Origin of the sequence: Paenibacillus sp. FSL H7-0714, assembly GCF_038003765.1 — a bacterium.
In the GTDB taxonomy this organism is placed as follows: Bacteria; Bacillota; Bacilli; order Paenibacillales; family Paenibacillaceae; genus Paenibacillus_AQ.
This window is the reverse complement of the sequence record NZ_JBBOPT010000001.1, coordinates 6,934,734-6,955,806: the sequence shown is the minus strand read 5'-3', so window position 1 is coordinate 6,955,806 and position 21,073 is coordinate 6,934,734. Positions and strand designations below refer to the sequence as shown.

At 42.9% G+C, this 21,073-nt stretch carries 18 protein-coding genes and 1 riboswitch; of the genes, 13 read left to right on the top strand and 5 right to left on the bottom strand.

Annotated elements, in window-relative coordinates:
- Window positions 1–84: 84 nt before the first annotated feature.
- Window positions 85–1,308, top strand: coding sequence for an amidohydrolase (locus NST34_RS31290; RefSeq protein ID WP_341129619.1), 1,224 nt, complete (start codon window positions 85–87; stop codon window positions 1,306–1,308).
- Window positions 1,309–1,328: 20 nt separating this feature from the next.
- Window positions 1,329–2,075, top strand: a complete 747-nt coding sequence (locus tag NST34_RS31285; protein WP_341129618.1) for a uracil-DNA glycosylase family protein — start codon at window positions 1,329–1,331, stop codon at window positions 2,073–2,075.
- A gap of 117 nt (window positions 2,076–2,192) precedes the next feature.
- Here the strand turns inward: NST34_RS31285 and NST34_RS31280 are convergent, their stop codons facing one another.
- Window positions 2,193–3,107, bottom strand: coding sequence for a phosphatidate cytidylyltransferase (locus NST34_RS31280; protein WP_341129617.1), 915 nt, complete (start codon window positions 3,105–3,107; stop codon window positions 2,193–2,195).
- A gap of 95 nt (window positions 3,108–3,202) precedes the next feature.
- Between NST34_RS31280 and NST34_RS31275 the strand changes: the two genes are divergently transcribed.
- Together NST34_RS31275 and NST34_RS31270 are read left to right on the top strand one after the other, a co-directional pair.
- Window positions 3,203–3,745: a hypothetical protein gene (locus NST34_RS31275; RefSeq protein ID WP_341129446.1), complete on the top strand. Its 543-nt coding sequence runs from the start codon at window positions 3,203–3,205 to the stop codon at window positions 3,743–3,745.
- A 14-nt stretch (window positions 3,746–3,759) separates the two neighbouring features.
- The gene (locus tag NST34_RS31270; protein ID WP_076298036.1) at window positions 3,760–4,515 is read left to right on the top strand and encodes a class I SAM-dependent methyltransferase; all 756 of its coding nucleotides are present in this window, start codon (window positions 3,760–3,762) and stop codon (window positions 4,513–4,515) included.
- A gap of 208 nt (window positions 4,516–4,723) precedes the next feature.
- Here the strand turns inward: NST34_RS31270 and NST34_RS31265 are convergent, their stop codons facing one another.
- A complete protein-coding gene (locus NST34_RS31265) occupies window positions 4,724–5,290 on the bottom strand; it encodes a TetR/AcrR family transcriptional regulator (protein WP_341129445.1) in 567 nt (188 codons plus the stop codon).
- A gap of 266 nt (window positions 5,291–5,556) precedes the next feature.
- Here NST34_RS31265 and NST34_RS31260 point away from each other — a divergent pair, with 266 nt between their 5' ends.
- From NST34_RS31260 to NST34_RS31250, 3 genes are all read left to right on the top strand, one after another.
- Entirely contained in the window at window positions 5,557–6,318 is a 762-nt protein-coding gene (locus NST34_RS31260; protein WP_042131593.1) for an SDR family oxidoreductase, read from the top strand.
- A 120-nt stretch (window positions 6,319–6,438) separates the two neighbouring features.
- The gene (locus NST34_RS31255) at window positions 6,439–7,233 is read left to right on the top strand and encodes an alpha/beta fold hydrolase (protein WP_341051146.1); all 795 of its coding nucleotides are present in this window, start codon (window positions 6,439–6,441) and stop codon (window positions 7,231–7,233) included.
- A 40-nt stretch (window positions 7,234–7,273) separates the two neighbouring features.
- Entirely contained in the window at window positions 7,274–8,263 is a 990-nt protein-coding gene (locus NST34_RS31250) for a sensor domain-containing diguanylate cyclase (protein ID WP_341129444.1), read from the top strand.
- A gap of 15 nt (window positions 8,264–8,278) precedes the next feature.
- Here the strand turns inward: NST34_RS31250 and NST34_RS31245 are convergent, their stop codons facing one another.
- Window positions 8,279–8,977 carry a leucine-rich repeat domain-containing protein gene (locus tag NST34_RS31245; protein WP_341129443.1) on the bottom strand — a complete coding sequence of 233 codons (699 nt, stop codon included), beginning with the start codon at window positions 8,975–8,977 and terminating at the stop codon, window positions 8,279–8,281.
- Window positions 8,967–9,128 (bottom strand): hypothetical protein, encoded by a 162-nt coding sequence (locus NST34_RS31240; RefSeq protein ID WP_341129442.1) that lies wholly within the window; start codon window positions 9,126–9,128, stop codon window positions 8,967–8,969. Before NST34_RS31240 ends, NST34_RS31245 begins: the two co-directional genes overlap by 11 nt.
- A 135-nt stretch (window positions 9,129–9,263) precedes the next feature.
- On the opposite strand from NST34_RS31240, the gene NST34_RS31235 reads away from it, so the two are divergent.
- The 6 genes from NST34_RS31235 to NST34_RS31210 all read left to right on the top strand — a co-directional run bounded on the left by NST34_RS31235 (window position 9,264) and on the right by NST34_RS31210 (window position 19,068).
- On the top strand, window positions 9,264–9,947 hold the full coding sequence (locus NST34_RS31235) for a Crp/Fnr family transcriptional regulator (RefSeq protein ID WP_341129441.1): 684 nt from the start codon (window positions 9,264–9,266) through the stop codon (window positions 9,945–9,947).
- A 49-nt stretch (window positions 9,948–9,996) separates the two neighbouring features.
- Window positions 9,997–10,986 (top strand): EAL domain-containing protein, encoded by a 990-nt coding sequence (locus NST34_RS31230; protein ID WP_341129440.1) that lies wholly within the window; start codon window positions 9,997–9,999, stop codon window positions 10,984–10,986.
- Between the two features lie 109 nt (window positions 10,987–11,095).
- Window positions 11,096–11,668, top strand: coding sequence for a hypothetical protein (locus NST34_RS31225; protein ID WP_341051154.1), 573 nt, complete (start codon window positions 11,096–11,098; stop codon window positions 11,666–11,668).
- Between the two features lie 157 nt (window positions 11,669–11,825).
- Window positions 11,826–11,912: riboswitch (cyclic di-GMP riboswitch) on the top strand.
- 154 nt (window positions 11,913–12,066) lie between these two features.
- Window positions 12,067–17,880 (top strand): NPCBM/NEW2 domain-containing protein, encoded by a 5,814-nt coding sequence (locus NST34_RS31220; protein ID WP_341129439.1) that lies wholly within the window; start codon window positions 12,067–12,069, stop codon window positions 17,878–17,880.
- 215 nt (window positions 17,881–18,095) lie between these two features.
- Window positions 18,096–18,377: a LemA family protein gene (locus NST34_RS31215; RefSeq protein ID WP_341129438.1), complete on the top strand. Its 282-nt coding sequence runs from the start codon at window positions 18,096–18,098 to the stop codon at window positions 18,375–18,377.
- A gap of 55 nt (window positions 18,378–18,432) precedes the next feature.
- Entirely contained in the window at window positions 18,433–19,068 is a 636-nt protein-coding gene (locus tag NST34_RS31210; RefSeq protein ID WP_341129437.1) for a response regulator transcription factor, read from the top strand.
- Window positions 19,069–19,166: 98 nt separating this feature from the next.
- Here NST34_RS31210 and NST34_RS31205 read toward each other — a convergent pair whose 3' ends face one another.
- Entirely contained in the window at window positions 19,167–20,999 is a 1,833-nt protein-coding gene (locus NST34_RS31205; RefSeq protein WP_341129436.1) for a patatin-like phospholipase family protein, read from the bottom strand.
- Window positions 21,000–21,073: the final 74 nt, after the last annotated feature.

Below are 21,073 nucleotides of genomic sequence, written 5' to 3'. Positions count from 1 at the left end.
TTTTTATATAGGAAGGGCTATGGTACCATTTAGGATAAAGTGGTTCGCACCTATATTAAATCGTTGAGAAAAGGATGGGGTAGCATGTTGAATGCTTCTTACTGGTTAACCAATATAAGATTAGAGCAGGGTTATGTTATTGAGGATGGACAAGTGGTTGGTACAGATACGAAGGTTTGTCATATCCGAATTGACGGGGATAACATTTCAGAAGTGGTTGGAGCGGACGTAGAGCTTCGGAGTCATCTACCTAAATATGACTGCAAGGGGTTATTGATGCTTCCTTCCTTTGAGGAGGCACATATCCATTTAGATAAAACATATTTCGCTGGACCATGGAAAGCGGTAAAGCCTGCTGCCGGTGTCTTTGAACGCATTGAGGAAGAGAAGGTATTATTGCCTAAGCTGCTGCCTATGGCGAGACAACAAGCGGAGAGCATCTTGACGCTTATACAGCGTTTCGGTGCCACATATGTGCGTAGTCATTGTAATATTGAGCCTGTCAGCGGTCTGAAGCGTTTACAGGCAACCCTGCAAGCATTGGATACCTTCTCCGGCACAATTTCATCTGAAATTGTAGCCTTTCCGCAGCATGGTCTGCTTCGCTCTAATTCTGTTGAATTAGTAAAGCAATCCCTGGCAGAGGGAGCAACCTATGTAGGTGGTGTCGATCCATACTCAGTGGATGGAGATATCGAGAAGTCACTCCAGACCATGGTCGAGCTAGCGGTAATGAGTAATGCTGGCATTGATCTTCACTTACATGATGGAAAAGAAGCAGGAAAGCAGACGTTGTCGCGTTTGGCTGATCTCACAGAAGAAGCTGGCTTGCAGGGCAAAGTGACCGTTAGCCACGCATTCTGGTTCGCAGGTGCATCGCAGCAGGAAGCAGAAGAAATGGCTGCACGGATGGCATCACTTGGTATGGGGATTGCATCCACAGTACCTATTGGCAGAATGATGATGCCACTACCAATGCTGCACAGCCAAGGTGTACAAGTGAAACTGGCAACAGATAGCCTTACGGATCACTGGTCACCTTTTGGAAATGGGGATCAATTGGAGAAGGTAGGACGTTACGCAGAGTTATATGGGTGTAGTGATGAACGGTCATTATCGCAATCCCTAGGATTCATAACAGGAGGGATAACGCCACTTAGTCTAAAAGGTGAACAGGTGTGGCCAAAGGTAGGAGACACTGCAAGCTTTGTGCTGCTGCATGCCAGTTGTTCGGCTGAAGCTGTAGCACGAAGAGCGGAGCGTCAAGCCGTATGGTTCGAAGGGCGTCTCGTGAGTGGATCAATATAGGGATATGAGAGGTGGATGACATGCTCATCTCTAACCATTTACAACAGTATAAAACAGCGCTGCTCTCTCTTCCGAAGGGGGCCGCGCTATCGAAAGACGATCTGCAGGTGGATGAGCTTCTAATGAAGCGAAGCGGGAAGCTTGAAATGTACTATGCACCGCACAATGAATACATTAATCCATCTGCAAAGGTGATTATTATCGGACTAACACCCGGTTTTACACAAATGAGAATAGCCATACAAGAAGCAGTCATAGGCTTGGAAGCCGGACTTTCAGATGATGAGGTATGCAGAAAAGCAAAAGAAGCGGCGAGATTCGCAGGCTCCATGCGGGATACCTTAATTCATATGCTGGATACGCTTCAACTTCAGCAATATTTGAACCTTACCTCTTGTGACGAATTGTTTCAGGAGCAGCAAACTAACCTGCATACCACCTCTTTATTACGTTTTCCCGTGTTCGTAGGGAAGAAAAATTATAGCGGAGCACACCCTAAGCTACTTTCAGATCCGTTCCTTAGAGAATGTGCTTTATTGTCATTAGAGCTGGAGCTGGGCATCCTGAGCCAAGCTTTAATTATTCCTCTAGGAAAAACTGTGGAGGGAATGCTCCAGCTTTTGGTTTCTGAGGGTAAGCTCGATCATCGGCGCTGTTTATGGGGATTTCCTCATCCATCTGGGGCGAACGGACATAGATTTAAGCAGTTTGCCAGCCATCAAGAGGACATGACAAAGACGCTCCAAGATCATTTATGGAACGCCTGAACGGCTATCTATTGCAACATTTTTCCTGAACCTCACGTTAAGATACGATTAATTCTAAGGAGCAAGGTAGTGGAGAACCTATCGGCCAAGCGACCAAAATGGTTGTAGAAAACTAATTTACATGAAATCGAAGAAATAACGGATGACATGGAAAAAGACCGGCGAGGTGTAGGTCAAGCTATCCACACGGCTTAAATAGCTTTCTTTTAAAGCTACGAATTTATCGCCATCACCGATGAGCAAATCTCGCTTCAGCACGGAAACCGTTAAGCTACCCAAGAAGCCGCTCAAACTGATTAGCATGCCAGACAAGAAACCGAAGATCGGGGTGAGCGGCGTCAGGTAGGGATAGATCAAATAGGAAACTCCGGTTGTTACGACAAATGCACAGGCAAAACCTTCCCAGGTCAAAAACGGGTTGGCGGTTGGAACCACTTTGCGCTTTCCCAGATAGAGGGATGCCAGATAGTGGATCACGTCATTCAGCTGTGTCAGCACTACTAGGAATAATACAAGCCCCGCCCCATACTCCGGTGTAGCAAATTGAAAATAGGCTAAGTGACTAAGTCCGAAAACCATTAGCATAAGTCCCCATTGCGTTGAACTAACGCTGCGTAGAAAACCGACTGTTCCTTTATTGATCAATCTAGGGAGCGGTAGGAGTAAGAATACATAGACCGGAATAAACACAATAAACATCCCGTACCACTCGATATAAATCCAGTAGAACTGTAGAGGAATGGATAAGTACGCCCACAGAAATAATCTGCGGTCGGATTTTCGTGACTTTATCATGGAGAAATATTCTTTAAGTGCGAAGAAGGTCAGCACCATGAGTGCCAATAGTGAGACGACTGGATTAAAGAGAGTAGCCAAACAAAAGATAAAAAGCATTCCCCACCAGGTTTTGATGCGGAAGCCGATCCCTGTATAGTCTTTACTGGGCTGTAATTTGCCTATAACTACATACATCAAGTGAATGGCCGATAAGGCCGCAAAAATCAGGATTACTGTTAATAGAGAGCGGTCGATAGCTAATCACCAACTTGTCGTAGAGTAGATTCCATTAATGGGTTCATATGTTATTATGAAGGAAACGTTCAATCTTGATAAGGGGAAAATTGTAAATGGCAGATGATCTATCGGTCTTTATCTTGCTTACGAATACCGGAACGCTCTTTACGAAGCTTATTCAAGGCTACACGAGAGCTCCTTATAATCATGCCTCGATCTCCTTTAATCGGGAGCTTTCCGAGTTATATAGCTTTGGCAGAAAGCACCCGAGCAACCCTCTAAACGGAGGATTCGTGAAGGAAGATATTAAGACAGGCACATTCAGCAAATATCCAAATACGACGTGTGTTCTATATGAACTTCAAGTTACAGCCCGTGAAGTGGAGAAAATGGAGCGGGTACTCAAAGTTTTTATCCGAAGCCGGCAAAAGTATCTCTATAATATTCTCGGCGTGATTGGTATCGCTCTGAAGGAACCTGTTGAATTCAGCAACTCTTATTTCTGCTCACAATTTGTAGCGGAAATTCTGGAGAGGTCCGGCATTAAGCTATGGAACAAGCTGCCTGCGCTCGTAACGCCGGATGATTTTCGGCAAAGCGATCGGCTGAAGCTGATCTATCAAGGCAAATTAAGTGAGTACGAACCTAAAAGCTAAGGGAGAGTATTTGGATGAATAACAAAGAACGGTTCTCAAATCGGGTAGATTCGTATGTGAAATATCGCCCGAGTTATCCTAAAGAAGCCATTGATTATTTATACAATACGATTGGGCTAAAATCGAATTGTGATATTGCGGATATTGGCGCAGGAACAGGAATATTCTCAGCACTGCTTCTGGAGCGCGGGTGTCGCGTGACTGCCGTTGAACCAAATCCGGAAATGCGTACAGCTGCGGAGGAGAAGTTCGCAAAGGATAACCATTTCCGCGCATTGCCTGGGTCTGCCGAGAAGACAGAATTGCCAGACCAGTCTGTAGACTTTATCGTGTGTGCCCAGGCGTTTCACTGGTTTGATAGGGATGCAGCGCAATTGGAATTCAAGCGGATTCTTAAACCGGGTGGAAAGGCAGTTCTGATATGGAATTCTCGGCGTACTTACGGTACCCCATTTCTGGAGGAATATGAGCAGCTCGTGCAAACCTTCGGCACCGACTACACTCAAGTTAATCATAAGAATATTACCCCTGAAATCCTCAGCTCCTTTTTTAAGGCAGGGCAGATGCAAGTAGCGCACTTTAGCAATCAGCAGGTGTTTGATTTCGAGGGATTAAGCGGACGGGCGAGATCATCTTCCTACATTCCGGCCCCCGGAGATCCACGTTACGAGAATATGATGACGGAGCTGAGGAACCTATTTGAACGAAATAAACAGGATGATAAAGTGTTTTTTGAATATGAGACCGAGGTCTATTGGGGCGAAGTATAGTCAATGAAATCAGCATATTAAAAAGACTCAAATCCTAGTGATAACAGGGATTGAGTCTTTTTTTACTTTTAGTTACGAAAGATGAACGTAAAAGGTGGTGGATTCGCCCACCGTGCTTTTGGCGTAAATTTTTCCTCTATGAGGTTCAACGCTGTATCTATCTTCAGCATAAATGAGACTGACCGTTCTGGAGGTTGTTAGAAGTAATCTAGTTTCTATTCACTGGGGTGGAACCCAACTCAATCGGTTTATTAGAAGTGTTGATAACTACATTGTGTGAATTAAAAGACAGAATTTGAATCAGCTGCTCTGCCATATGGTTCGCAGTATATTTGAACCCTCCCTTTACCCATTCCATGATTAATCCAAATAGAGCATAGGCCGTATAGCTAGAAAATAATTCGATATTTATATTGTTATTAGTATTATTAACCGCGACTAAGTCCTGCTTGGTTAGCTCCTTTAAGATGTCACAAATCTTATTTTGAAACCCGGGCAGAACATTGGAATTTACAATGATGGTATAAAAATTAGAGTAGGAAACGACATGCTCAAAAATTTTGATGCTAGAGGTAGTAAGCTCACTCAACATGAATTTATCTGTATGGAGATAGGGATCTTTATAAGCCTTAACTAAATCCTTCAGCACATCATCAATCAGCTCATTCAGAAGTTCTTCTTTGGTTTGATAATGCTTATAGAAGGTTCCACGGTTTAAATCGGCTAGGGTAACAATATCGGTTATCGTAATGGTGCGGAAATTCTTTTTTTCCATGAGTAATATCAATGCATTTTTTAGTTCTTTCTTCGATTTACTCGTTCTTCGATTTTTAAGCAACAGAAGACCACCTAACTGTCTATTTTCTATTCCTATTTCAACACAATTCCAAGTTATATATATTTATGAACATTTGATGTCTCATTTGTATATTGATAGTTAAATTGCAGAAGATTAAACTTGAGTAGAATAAATTTTAAATGATTTAGAGATTTTATAAATTAATACTTACATTATAGATAAACGTAAAGGAGACTTCCAACATGAAACTTCAAGACAGAGTTGCAGTTGTTACCGGAGCAGCCTCGGGTATGGGGAAATCTATCGCAGAGTTGTACGCTAAAGAAGGTGCTAAAGTAATAGTAGCCGATCTTAACCTCGAAGGTGCGGAACAAGTTGCAGCAGGAATCGTTAGTAATGGTGGAGTAGCTAAGGCGTTGAAAGTAAATGTTGCTCTAGTCGAAGATATCAATAACATGATTGATACCGCAGTAAATGAATATGGAACGCTAGATATACTAGTGAATAATGCGGGTATTATGGACGGCTTTGAGCCAGTTGGTGATATTAATGATGAGAGATGGGATCTTATCTTTGACATCAATACCAAAAGTGTAATGCGGTCTACACGTAAAGCGCTACCTATTTTCCTCGAAAAAGGAAAGGGCGTTATTGTGAATACCGCTTCTACCGGTGGCGTAAGTGGTGCTCATGCTGGAGCAACTTATACTGCCTCCAAACATGCAGTAGTAGGCTTGACGAAAAATACAGCTTTTATGTATGCCAACAAAGGCATTCGTTGTAATGCCATCGCACCAGGAGCTACTGCCACTAACATTAGTGCTTCTATGAAAAATATTAATGAGTTCGGCATGAGCCGCACTCAACTAACACAGGCTGTAATTCCTCGTGTAGGTTCACCTGAAGAAATCGCACAAGTTGCGTTATTCCTGGCTTCAGATGATTCCAGCTTTGTAAACGGAGCAGTCCTCGCTGCCGATGCGGGATGGACTTCAGCATTCTAAAATTAGATATCATAAAAACTCCGCTAGAGATTACTCTAGCGGAGTTTTTTATGCTCTTGATATTTCCAGGTTAACCCTTCAAAATAGAGAGAATGCTAACTATAGAGGGAGTTATATGAAATGAACGATGTTAAGGCGCGGAATCATGTAAAAGTGATTGGAGAAGGAGAAAGAACCATCCTTTTTGCACATGGATTTGGGTGTGACCAGAGCATGTGGCAGTTTATCACGCCTTCTTTTGAGAAGAAATATCGAATCGTTCTATTTGATTATGTAGGTTCAGGTAACTCAGATTTAAGTGCATATACAACAGATAAATATCATACGCTCCACGGCTATGTACAGGATGTATTGGATGTCATCGAAACGTTGGAACTCAAAGATATTATTTTTATAGGTCATTCGATTAGTTCTATGATCGGGATGCTTGCTTCGATTGAGCGGCCGGATTATTTTGATAAAATGATTATGATTGGTCCTTCTTCATGTTATTTAAATGAGGGGGATACTTATTTCGGAGGCTTCGAGAAGAGCGATATTACCGAGCTTCTGGAGATGATGGAGATGAATTTTGCTGGCTGGGCTAGCTTTATGGCACCTCTTGCTATGAACAACCCTGACCCGATGTTAACGAAAGAGCTGGAGCGCAGCTTTATCTCGGCAGATCCTGTTATTGCAAGGGAATTTGCAGAAGTTACGTTCTTTTCAGATCATAGGGAAGATCTACCTAAGGCTACAATCCCTACACTTATTCTACAATGCTCGGATGACAGTATCGTACCTATAGCGGCTGGAGAATATCTACATAAACACTTGAATAATAGCACCTTCCGGTTAATGGAGGCTAAAGGGCATTACCCGCATATAAGCCATCCTGAGGAGACCATCACTTTAATTAATGAATATCTTACGTAAGCTAGATGAGATTATGCTGTGTTGAAAGGATATTTAGATCATGGATGACCGATTAAGATATGCGCCTTGTGGCTATGTTTCTATTACCCATGAAGGAATAATCAAGGATGTAAATCAGACGTTCTTGGACCGTATGGGATATAAGCAGGTTGATTTGGTGCATAAGCATTTTGAATCTATCATGTCTACGGCAAACAAGCTTATTTTTCATTCATACTTCTATCCTTTTATTAATCTAAATGGACATGTAGAAGAGCTATTTATCAATTTGAAGGACAGCAAGGGACAAGCCGTCCCTTACTTGTTAAATGGCAGACGCCTTGAGTGTGAAGGTGTAGAGGTCATTGATTGTATTTTAGTACAGATGGGCAAACGTATTGATTATGAGCTAGAGTTACGATCTGCGAAGAAGCAAATAGAAGAGGCTTATTGGGAAAAAGATCAGGCGCTGGCAAAGCTCAAACAAATTCACCTGGAAATCGAGCAAAAGCAAGCTGAATTGCTGGAGATGAATGCCGTTTTAGTAGAATTATCTAATACAGATAAGCTGACTGGGCTGAAGAATAGAAGGTTTCTTCAAGAGAAGCTGGAAGAGCAGATTGCAGGGTATGGCCAAGCTCAAGCAGCATTTTCGCTGTGTATTATAGATATTGATCATTTTAAAAAAGTGAACGACACTTATGGGCATCAGACAGGTGACTATGTGCTGGAGAAAATGGCGAGTATCTTGAAACTGCAATCTCGTAAAGAGGATATGGCGGTTAGATATGGCGGTGAGGAATTCATACTTCTTTTACCTAATACAGACATCTCGGAGTCAAAGACTATAGCTGAGAATTTACGGCAATCTATCGCGTATTCAACTTGGGAAATGGGCCGGATTACGGTGAGTATTGGTATAGCTACATTTATTCCAGCTGATTCAGAAACCACCCTTCTGCAAAAAGCTGATCAAGCGCTCTATGCCTCTAAAGAACAGGGGAGAAACCGCGTCACGCATAGCATAGATTTGAATGAAAAGCTTCTTTAACAGGAGGCTTTTTTGTTATTTATATACGATACATCCTCTATGCTCTAATTGCTCTAAAATATCTGTTCCCTTCAAGCTGTGATTCCATCTTAGATCCAGTTTCTCTAATCGTTCAAGCTGTAAAAGGGAATTCGGGATTTCTTGCAGGTTATTATCTCTTAAATCAAGCTCAACAAGGCTGCTCAATTGACCTATCTCCTCAGGCAGCTTATTCAGTTTATTTTTTCGAAGGTTAAGTCTTCTTAACTTGCTTAGTTTACCGATGGATGAGGGCAGTTCAGTGATTCGATTATCACTCATATCGAGTATCCGCAGTTCTTCTAAAGCACCCAAATGCTCTGGCAATACGACCAGTTGATTACCGTAAAGATGAATCTCTCTTAACCCTTTTATTTGTGTGATCGAATCAGGTAGACGTTCTAGCTGATTATAATAAAGCCGCAATTCAATTAGACTGCTCATTTCGCCTATACGGGTAGGCAATTGCTTGAGATGATTATCTGTTACGTTCAGATACTTGAGTTTCTGGAGATTACAAAGCTGCTCCGGCAGTTGTTCGAACTGATTATTGCTTAGGTATAGAAAAGAATCTAACCCCTGTAGTCCGCCAATTGTCTCCGGCAACACCTTTAGTCGATTATGGCCTAAATCCAACATTCTTAGGTGAACTAAGCGACCGATGTTCTCGGATAACTGTTCGATTTCATTCCGCATAATTAAGTACCTCTAATTCGTCATGAAGGAAGAGCTGGTCAGGGATTTCTTTAAGATGGTTGTTGTACATGCTCAGTTCTAGTAGAGGATTGCTCTCAAACACGACTTCTGGCGTTTCGGTAAGCCCTTTTCCGTCAAAATTATATCTCATCAATGGATCTCCTTTTTAATTCGTATTGGCATCGAGCCTATGTGACAACGTTACGATAGAATATAACAGGATGATGATTTATTATCAGTATGTTGGCATACAAAACTATGGAATGTGTTAGAAAGGAATAATGAGATGGAAGCTTCTTTTTGGACTGGCACTCGCTTTTTTCAGGGTTTACCCTCGGAGAAGACCGAGGCGGTCTCAGGATTATTCACTTATAAGGCATATTCTAAGGGGACCCTGGTGTTTGCAGAATCAGATCCGGGGGATCATGCCTACATTATCTATTCGGGGATTATAAGGGTGTACGCTACCACGAAAGGGAAAGAGCATACCGTAGATCTTTTTGGAAAAGGCGATTTCTTTGGCGATCTGGAAGTGATCCATCCCTCCAATATAAGAGTGCTGTCTGCGGTGGCTATGAATGATACAGTATTATTTGAGATTAAACGTGAGCCTTTTGAGCAGATGCTTGCCGATTACCCGTTGATTAAGGAGCAATTGATGCTGCTGCAAATGGACCGTTTATTTTTATCGAATCGGTTATTACATGAAATGAAATTTCATGATGCGAGAGCGCGTGCGATATTTACACTAAGAAGACTATACCAAAGATTCGGAGTAGAGGAGCAAGGCAAACAGAGGATTGATCTTCGATTGACCCATCAGCAGTTCGCGGATATGATCGGAACGTTAAGGGAGACGGCTACCCTTGTGCTTAAAGATCTGCAAGAGCAAAAGATTATTGATATTCAACATCAGCAGATCACCGTGTTAGACCCGACGTATTTACTAGAGTATACGGATTTCGATTGAGAAGAGCAGTTCCGGGATCTTTTTCAGAGAATTGATTATTAAAGGGGTTATGAATGTGGCATGTAATCATTGTGTAGTAAGAGAGTTGAATTTTGAAATCAAGGCTCATGGTGAGCTTAATCTAAGGATTTTACCTGAGGTTATTCATCACTTGAGTAGAAGTAATACGATACATAAGGTAGAAGGAAATGTGATTACGATTAAGGAGGCTGGGGTGCGGGATTTTCTAGATTTCTGTAATGACCATATGGAGTCGGAGCAGTTTGAATTCCGTATAGATGACCAAACATGGAGACCTCTATCCGAATTACCCACTGTACTTGATATGGAGTGGATTGATGAGGTTATAACTAAGGGCTTAGTTACTTGTCACTTCCAACCGATTGTGAACGTACGGGAAGAGATTTTTGCATACGAGCTCCTATCCAGATTTAAAAAAGAAGATGGGTCCCTTATCTATCCTAATGAGATTTTTGCGGCGGCACGGAATCGTGGGCGTTTATATGCTTTAGACCGGTTATGTAGAATGACTGCTGTAAAATATGCTGCACCCTTAAATAAAAAAACGTTTATTAATTTTATCCCAACGTCGATCTACGCTCCAGAGTTCTGCTTAAGATCAACCGTTGAACTGGCCAATCAATTAGGCGTCGACCCCTCTCTTTTTGTTTTTGAAGTTGTTGAGACGGAGAAAGTGGATGATCTCGCTCATTTGAAAGCTATTTTGACATATTACAAGGATCGGGGATTTGAATACGCTTTAGATGATGTTGGCGAGGGCTTCAGCACGATCGAGATGTTATTGGAGCTTAAACCCCATTACATGAAGCTGGATATGAAATATGTTCAGGGTGTGTCCAGCGATCTGAACAAACAGAAAATAGCTAAACAATTTTTAGAAAAAGCTTTAGAAATCCAATCCGTTCCTTTAGCAGAAGGTGTGGAGTTTAGAGAGGACTTTGAATGGCTTAAGCAGAGTGGTTATCAGTTGTTTCAGGGATATTTATTTGGAAAGCCTGATCCTATTCCCAAACAGTGATCCTAATGAGTATAACTCCGTCTAGAGGATGAGATGAATTTCAGGTCAGAGTCTGAGTACAGCCAACCCCCGGGGTTGTATAATTAAGGTAATTGAGAAGGGGGACGGGATGGATATGAAATGGCATAAGTACATCACACGCTGGGCGGATTCTAGAGGGTTAGGTGGACGAGAAATTGATTATCAATGGCCGTCTCCATCATTTCCGGTGGTAAGTATTCGCAGCAATTTGGGTCGATACTCAGGTCAGGGGTATGGTCACGGAAGCAAGCCACAAGTGAAGACAGCTGTTGGATTAATTGCCATTGGAGATATAGCTGTTGGCCTGATTTCCATAGGTGCGATAAGCGTAGGGGTTCTATCCGTGGGTGCAATATCACTAGGAATGTGGTTAGCCCTTGGAGCGATAGCAATTAGCTGGCTTGGCTTCGCAGCTGGGGCGATTGCCATTGCAGGAGTGGCTGTAGGAGCGATCGCGATAGCCGAAAAAGCGTTGGGAGCTGTCGCCATAGGTGATACGGCATTTGGGGCGGTAGCCATAGGACGGATTGCTGGGGGAGCAGTAGCTATTGGCCAATGGGCATATGGTCTAATCGCAGTTGGCGAGCATGGCTTCGGGTTAATTCCCATCACGGGCGATGTGTGGAATTGGTTCCGGCGTTTGTTTGGTGCGGGGAGTTAAGTAGACCTCCAGTCCTAAAGGTTCCTCTCTCTTCCGGGATAGTCGATAAAGAATATCTATCACGATAGAAAAAGTAATTGCAATTACCTATTCGGATTTCATACCAATTAATCATGCGATCAGATGTAGCGTTATGTTACTCTTTGTAATGTATTCGAAACTTCATAGGCAAACCTATGGAAATGTAGGGACGCAAAGCTATAGGGACTAAGGTTATCATAACTATTGTCAGCCAGCTGCCAAAGAGTGTATTACGCTTTTTGTTAAAGTTTAATAAAAATTAAGTCTTAGTTTTTATGCGACTTTATACGCAATCAAGCTACTCTTTTGGGGTAGTTTTTTTTGTGCCTATTTTTAGGCACGGAAGAGATTCATATTACATCTGGGGGGTAGAAAAGATGAAAAAAATGATTGCGATCGCTACATCGGCAGCCATGTTAGCTAGTTTTTCGAGTGAGGCAGGTTATGCTTTAGCAAGTGATGTAAGCAAGGTAAGTCTAGTAAACACTGTAGTACAAAGCAAGGCTGACCTATTAAGCAATGCGTCAGTTATTCCGTTTGATCTGTACGGCAAGGCTATCCTAGGCGCTTATAATGATGTTTTTAGAATGAATCCTGCGAATATTAAATCCATTACCAATAACGGTGGTAACTACTCAGGTTCACCTATAGCTAAGGCTATGGATGGCGATATGAGTACGCATTGGGAAACGGGCAAACCGAATAGTTCAACGTTCACGAATGAGGTTGTCTTTGTTTTCAATGAGTCCACTGAATTAAATAGAATCGTATATGCTGCAAGACAATCCAGTGCAAAGGGGAAGGGGTTTGCTCAGGAATTTGATATTTATGGTTCAACTACGGATGCAGGCGATTATACGCTAGTATCCTCTGGAGAATATAAAGGCGGAGTAGGTGACGTAGTAGAGATTCAGTTTGCACCCACAGCCTTCAAGAGACTTAAATTTGTCTTCAAAAAAGCTAACCAAGATTGGGCGAGTGCGGCTGAGTTTTCTTTTTACAAAGAAGATACCGTATCCGCTAAAATGAAAAATTTATTTACAGATGATACCTTGAGTCAAGTTAGCACAGCATTTAATACGGTGGAGAAATTAACGGCTTTAGAACAAGAAGTACAGACACATCCACTGTACGCGCAGTTTCAAGCAGATATAGAGAATGCAAAAGTACTTCTGGAGAATCATCAAATAGAGGCAACAGCGGCTAAGGTTTCGAAGCTAAAAGGCTATGGTACAGCATACGAAAATGCCTATAGCGAAGCTTATAGAATGCCCAACTCTAATGTATCAAAAGTAACGGTGAACGGTGGGAGCTATCCAGGTACGAAACCGGAATACATGCTCGATGACCAGCCGAATACACACTGGGAAACGAACAAAAACAATGATGACAGCTTCACGAATGAAGTTGTGTTTGAGTTAGCGCAAGCGAAAATACTAGATAGAGTGGCTTTCCTGGCTAGAGATAACCGCAAAGGCTTCCCAGAGGCTTTTGAAATTTATGCATCAGAAACAAGTAAGGGAGAGACCTTCCAGCTCGTATCTAGCGGAACCGCGACTAGTACGAATGACTTTCTGGAGTTTAAATTCGAACCTACGAAGTTTAAAAGATTGAAATTCAAGTTCACAAAGGCCAATATCAACAGACCCTTTGCAGCTGAATTTAGATTTTATACAGAGGATAAAGTAAGCGAAGCTGTAAATGGTATTTTCACAGATGGCACGATGAGTGCGGTTGTTCCTGCTTATAATAGCGTCGAATCAATCAATGAATTAGAAGAAGCGGCAAAAGTACATCCGCTCTATCCAATCCTGAAAGATTCTTTGGATTTAGCTAAGAAGCTAGTGAATGGTGAAGTTCAAACCGAAGGCACCATCATTGAGGCGGAACAACGTGGAGATATGAAAAAGCATGCGCAGGAAAACCTGAGAATTGGTTTCGGTACGAACAACCAGCCTACAGGTCTCGTTGCAATGCCTGGAGATACAATCAACGTTTATGTGGACGCAGCTTCGAGCGATAAACTACCTTCTTTAGTCTTTTCTCAACAAGAGGCGGCTTGGAATGTTTGGGCTAGAGGTGTGCAATTGCGTCCAGGTAAGAACATTATAACCGTTCCTGAATTTGCTACGAATAGTTATTATGCACATGAAGTGACTAAAGGCGGTACAGTGTATATCGTCAATCCATATACAGCAGAGGAACAAGGTAAAGCACCTATGATCCGGTTCGAGGGGCTTACCAAGATCCCTATGATGACCAAGACTACAGATCCTGAACAATTTAAAGCCTTCTTAACCACCTATAAACAAAAATTAGATGAAGATAAGGCAGCGCATCCGAATGTTCAAGATCGCGAGCTCATCGATGTGGTGGAAATGGTCAGCGATCATGTTATTTTCACAGGAACTGCGACAGAAGCTTATAACAAGTTTATTACGCAAGAAAATGATCCGCTGGGTACCGTCACCGGCTATGATACTTGGATGAAGACGATCTTTGACTTCTATGGCTTGGATGGCAGTAGTGTGATTCATGATGCGAAGCTAATTCGTGAGAACATCCGATTGATGCAGCCTTATGGTGCGATGTATGCAGCGGGAGATCATACAGGGATACAAATTGGGACCGTAGGGACGATGTTAGGTGATTTTAACAAAGTCTATCCAGGCTGGGGATTGAATCATGAAATAGGGCATCGCTTGGCGATGGGTGAACGAGAATATGGTGAAGTAACCAATAATATGGTGTCTATGCTGATGTCAGTCTATGCGGACTCGATGGATACTCGTATTCCTTTTGAAAGTGATATTTATAAATATGTAATCGAAGAAAATAAAGTGGTTATGAATCAGCAGGGCTTATTTGCACAGCTCGGTGCCTATTGGCAGTTAGAATTGGCGCATCCGGGTTACTGGACAGAACTGACCAAGCTGTACCGCGAGCGGAAGGTCTCCCTTCCGAACGGCGACAATTCCAAGCAGCAGTATTTGGTGGAGTTCTCCTCTGAAGTGCTGGGGTTAGACTTAAGTAGCTATTTTGCCAGACATGGCTTCACTGTGAATCCTGAAACGAAAGAGAAGTTAGCTAAATACCCAGCACCGAAAAAGCTCTGGTATTTAAACAATTCAGTGGTTCATTATGAGGGAACAGGAATAGCAGATAAGAATGTTGCGATAAAGGTTAATATCACGCCTAACACTACTGCTAAATCGAACACCTTAAGCTTCAGTATGGATAAGGATCTTAAGAAAGATTTCTTAGGTTATGAGGTGTATAGAGACGATAAGTTAGTAGGGTTTACTGGGACTGACCAGTTCGTGGACACGAATGTAGATAGCAGCATCAATTATACGTACAAGATCGTTGGTTATGATAAGAAGCTGAGCCCACTGAAGCCGGTACAGGTTAAAGCCTTCAAGCCAGCGTTATCTGTTGAAGATCAAATCACGTTAAAGCTTAATCAAGCTTTTGATCCGATGAGCTATGTAAAAGCGACTAACTATCAAGGAAACGATATTACTGCTAATGTCACCCTGAAAGAAAATACCGTTAATGTAACGCAAAAAGGCGACTACGAAGTGGTATATGAAGTGAAGAACGAAGGGGTTACAGAAACCAAAACTACACTGGTTACGGTAACGAGTGACTATGCTTATCTTTCGGATCTTAATGCCAAGTCAGTCGTTGTTGGTTGGGGTGAATTAAAGAAAGACAAAGCCGTTTCTGGTGGAATCATCACCCTTGTTCGACAAGGGTTAGCTGCGACCTATACCAAGGGAATCGGTGTACATGCGAACTCTGAAGTTGTTTATGATATTGAGGGTAAAGGTTATGACTTCTTTGAAAGCTACATCGGGATCGATCAAGCGATGAAAGGAAAGCCATCCTCTGCAACCTTTGAAGTATATGTAGATGGAGAGAAGAAATTCGGGAGCGATGTTTTCCGGGCAGGGACAGAGCATGAATTTGTGAAAATACCTGTGACAGGCGCGCGCGAAGTGACGCTGGTTACCACAGATGCTACAGACGGCAATGCTTCAGATCATACGGTATGGGCGGATGCGAAGTTTACGAATACTTCAAGCAAGCCTACTATCACAGTACCTGAAGAGACAACGTTTATTAAGCTGAACAGTGAATTTGATGTTTTGACCGATGTTACAGCCGTTGATAAGGAAGATGGTAACTTGATTGGAGCCGTTGAGGTAAGTCCGAATGGTTTCACTTCAAGCAAAACAGGCACTTACAACGTCGAACTGTCAGTTACAGACCGGGATGGGAATACAGCTGTGCAGACCAGAACAATCGTTGTGTATAGCGCTAGTAAATACTTGAGTGATACAGCTTGGCAGTCGGCAAGAACGGATTATAATGTTGTTCGTAAGGATAAGGCAAGTTCTAACAATCCGATTAAACTACTTGTAAATGGCGTAACCAAAGAGTTCGCTAAGGGTTTAGGAACGCATGCTAACTCCGAGATCGTGTATAATCTGGCGGGTGCTAATTTCGAATATTTTGAAACATATGTAGGGGTTGACCGAAATATCCCGGAGCAAAACAATTCTAGTGTGATCTTCAAAATCTTCGCCGATGGGGTAGAAGTGTATAACAGCGGACTGATGAAATTTGGCACGGAAGCCAAACTAGCTCGAATCCCTGTGAAGGGTGTAAGTGAATTGAAATTGGTATTAGACAATGCAGGTAACGGAAATGCATCAGATCACAGTGATTTCGCTGATGCGAAGTTTATAATTCTGAACAGTACCCCGGAGCTTACCATAGCTAAATCAGTATCTACCAAAGTGGGCCAAGCGATAGCAGTAGGTGCAGACTATTCGGCAACAGATTCAGAAGATGGTGACTTGACGGCACAAGTAAGGGTTACGGGTGAAGATCAAGTTAAATTTAACAGAGCTGGAAAGTATCCGATCACGTACACTGTAACCGATAGTGATGGGAATATGACGACAAAGACTAGAACGATTGCCGTGGTCGATATGACAGACTTTACGTATCTAACGGATTACGACTGGAATTCTACTCAGAACAGCTATACCGCACCTTTGAAGGATAAATCTATTAGTGCCAATACGCTGAGATTAACCGATGAGAGCAATCAAGTAGTGTCCTACGAGAGAGGGATTGGAGCACACTCTAACTCGACGATTGTATACGTTCTTAGCGATAAAAACGCGGACTACTTCACTTCCTATGTGGGTGTAGATCGACAAATGTATGGTACGGTCGGTTCGGTGAGCTTTGAAGTGTTTGTCGATGGAGAGAAGAAATTCGATAGTGGGGTTATGGGCTCCAGAGATCCGCAGAAGTTTATCGAATTGGATATTAACGGAGCTAAAGAGCTGAAATTAGTCGTTACAGACGGCGGAAATGGCAACGGATCTGACCATGCTACATGGGGAGGAACCAAACTACATTTTGCGAATGGAGATCACCTATTCACTGGAGATCTGGAGCAAGCCATTGCGGCGGCAAAAGCAATTTCTCTAGAAGGCTTCACGGCTGAGAGTATTGCGGCATTTACGGCAAGCCTTTCGAGTGCAGAAGCGGCTTTGACTAATCCTTCTGTCACACAAAGTGAAATAGATGCAGCCTCAGCAGCGTTACAACAAGCAACAGAAGGTCTGACCGAAATAGACCTTATGCAAGTCATTACCATTGCGGACAAATATTTAAGTGCTTCGATCAAGACTACGTTAGGCGTAACTGGAGAACTAACGCTAGGGGATATGTATAACCTTACAACGTTAACGAGCGAGACCGGAAGAGCTAGATCCTTGGAAGGTCTACAGTATGCTAAGAACCTAGAGACACTTGATATTACTGGAAATGAAATCACTGATTTCTCCCCACTACAAGGGTTAACTAAACTAACGAGCTTATTGGCTGACCCTCAAGTGGTAGAGGTGGGAGGATTAAAGGGACCTGTGGTTGAATGGACCAATCCGGTGAAAGGGCTCGATGGCAGTAAAGTGGTCCCTAATTCAGCAGGGGTCAGAAACACTGGAACATCTAAAGAAATCATGTTTGATATGAATGAATGGGCAGCTAATCCTGATGTGTTCACCATAGACCTATCGAACGAGGAGAAGGGAACTTATATGCTGGGGTTAACTTACCAAGTCGCAGGTAATCTCGTGCAATTAATTTCTTTTATTGATAACAATTAAATCCCATAGGCAGAAAAAAACAGGCGAATTGTGTTGTATTCAACCATGATTCGCCTGTTTTTATATTGGGCTTACGTAATATGAGGCTCGTATTATGTAAAAAACATCCATTTTGTAATATGACAGAAGTGATGACAACGCTCACTATAACCAGACAATTCTATTAATTATAATGAATCAGATGGTTCAACTCTTCCAGCCTACGAATGTTCAGCATGAGTAATCGTGTGAGAGAATCTTTTGCTAATGTTCAGGCAGACTATTATCCAGAGTTTAAGGCCAGCGATCCGTATATCAAATTGCAACAAAGGATCAATATTTTAGAGGGAAATCTATCTGCTAGCAGACGTATCTATAACGAAAATGTGACAAGCTATAATATGATGATAAGTACTTTTCCTAATCTTTTATTTGCAGAGGCTATTGGGTTTAAGTCGGAATTCCTGCTCAAGATCGAAGGGGCCAAACGGGCAGACGTTGATTGGACGGTATCCTAAGTGGACTTGATATAGAGAATTAAGATTGTCATGAGATTTAGAGGGAGGCTTTTCTATGAAAATCGTTATTGTGGATGATCATCCTTTAGTTAGAAGAGGGCTGGCATCTGTCATTTCAATGCAGCCAGGTGTGCAATTCGCTGGTGAAGCTACGAATGGTCAAGAAGCATTTGATGTGATTGAAGCGACAAAGCCAGATATTGTTCTCATTGATCTTAAGCTTGTTGATGAATCGGGCTTGGATGTCATTAAGACAGCACGTGCTCGCGGCATGGTTAGTAAGTTCATTCTGTTGACTTCCTCTGCGAGCAGAGAGGATTTTTTGAGGGCTGAAAAAGTACTAGTAGATGGATATGTCCTAAAAGAGGCACTGCCGGAGGAGTTACTTTTTGCTATCCAGTTGGTGCATAAAGGGAGAAAGTACTATGATCCTGGTCTAATGGAAGAAAAGATGCGTATTAGCGGCAGCAGTCCGACGGATGAATTAACACCGAAAGAGAAGGAAGTACTGATTGAACTTGGACAAGGTGCTTGCAACAGAACGATTGCTACACGTCTATATATCAGTGAATTTACGGTGAAGAAGCATGTCAGCCAGATTTTAGCGAAGCTGCAGGTTAATGATCGGACACAGGCAGCATTGTACGCAAACGCGATAGGGCTAACGAAATATGAAATGTGTTATGAGTAAAAATATAACATTAGCATTAAATACGAGGAGGTGTCTCAGTAGCAGTTCATAGCTCTTGGGACACCTCCTGAATTTTTCTTTTTTTGTATGCAATGTATTTAGGAAGCGGCTATTTTTTGGCGGATTTGGGTAATCGCTTCTCTTGTTACCACTTCTCCGGCGGCTATGTAATCGTCCACATCCTTAAAGCTGATTTGATTGAAGCCAAGATCGGGACGCAAGATTACATCCGCTAATTGCAGCTCTTCCTTTATCAGCTTTGCGCTCATGATGTCAATCGTATTCATTAAGGAATCTATTAGATGTCTGGCTGCTCCCTTCGTGAAGGATTCAGGGCAAACGTTAACTGCTATCACAATATCAGCTCCCATGCTCCTTACTAGCGCAGCTGGCACAGGATGAACAATGGCTCCATCGGCTAAGTGCTTTCCTTGATAGTTAACAGGTCGCATGGCTACGGGAACGGCTGTACTTGCGGCAATGGCATGTGCAAGCGAACCCGTCCTCATGATATGAGCCTCACCGGTGGAGACGTCTGAGGCTATCGCGCCAAAGGGTATCGGCAGCTCCTCAATTAGACGCTTACCGACATGCTTTTCGATAAAGCTGATAATGGGCGCGTTATGAACAAGGGACCGCATAGGGAAGGTTGGACGCACCAGTTGTCCCCAACTGATCGTAGAAAGAACCTTCATACATTCTTTTACAGACATTCCGGCTGCATAGGCTCCTCCGACCATAGATCCGACGCTTGTTCCTGCGATCATGTCTATGGGAATGCCCTCCTGCTCCAGAATGTTTAACACCCCAAGGTGAGCCATGCCTCTGGCTGCACCGCTTCCTAACGCCAGACCAATAACGGGGCGGTCTCCTACTTTACGGACTCGGCCGAAGCGGAGATGGTGACTGTAGATCATACGTCCTTCGCTCCGAATATAGGCTTCCCTCACGATATTTCTTAATTCCTCTACATTATTGTCGAGGTAAGGGAACAGGGACAGCATGCTCAGGGCATCTTGAGAGAGGATTTCTTGCGCATTGCCCGCTCCTTCTTTCTCTAGAAAGTATTGCGCAAGCAGCGGTATATCTTCAGTTCGCTCACGAAGAGGAGGCACAGGCAAGACCGCTAAGTGGGAAACAATCTTCAAGGGACAAGTGCTAGTCAGGATGATTCGAATCTGTGCAGCTGCCTCCAGCAGCTGTAGTAGCTTCTCAGAAGGACAGCATTCTGCTTCCTCGATGACAATGGTTCCTCCTTTTGCCGCAATAACCTTGGTCTCCCAATCAACGAGGCTCATGTCTGCTACATTTAACACCAGTAGCGGGTATTGTCCGTTCGTTGCTCGGTAATGAAGTGCTCTTGCTGCATTTACCTTCCCTGTACCGGATTCACCTATCACGACAACATGGACCCGCTCCGTCGACAGATGTTCAATCGACCTGAGAAGTGTGCGCATTTCGGCGCTTTCTCCGATCAGTTCACCATAACGCTCTTGTTCCTCGGATTCATGAAGCTTCATGATGATCTGACTTTTCGAGTGCTCTTCCAGTACACGTTCGTTGGAATTTTGGATTCTCTTGATCATGGATTGGATGATCTGGCTCCGGAACTCGCGATTTTTGTCCATCAACAGCAGCATGCCACTTCTGGATACGGATATTACATGAACGTTATCGATCGCTTCTACATGTGCACTGATGGGGTCTCCGGTAAGACAGGACATTTCCCCGAAGAACTGGCCTTTCGAGAGTATAGCCAATTCTACCTTTATTTCCGTACTAATAAATACTTGTACCTGACCGGATACCAAAATATAAACCCGCTGGCTGACCTCGCCCTTTTGCATGATAAGCTTGCCGGGTTCATAATGCTCTTCTTGCATTTTTGGAGCTAACTGCTGTAATTCTTCAACGGACAGGTGCTCAAGCATAGGGTAGTCTATGTAGGAAAGATGCAATTTGAATCCTCCTTATGTGGAGATGATTGAGTATTTTTTCCTATATT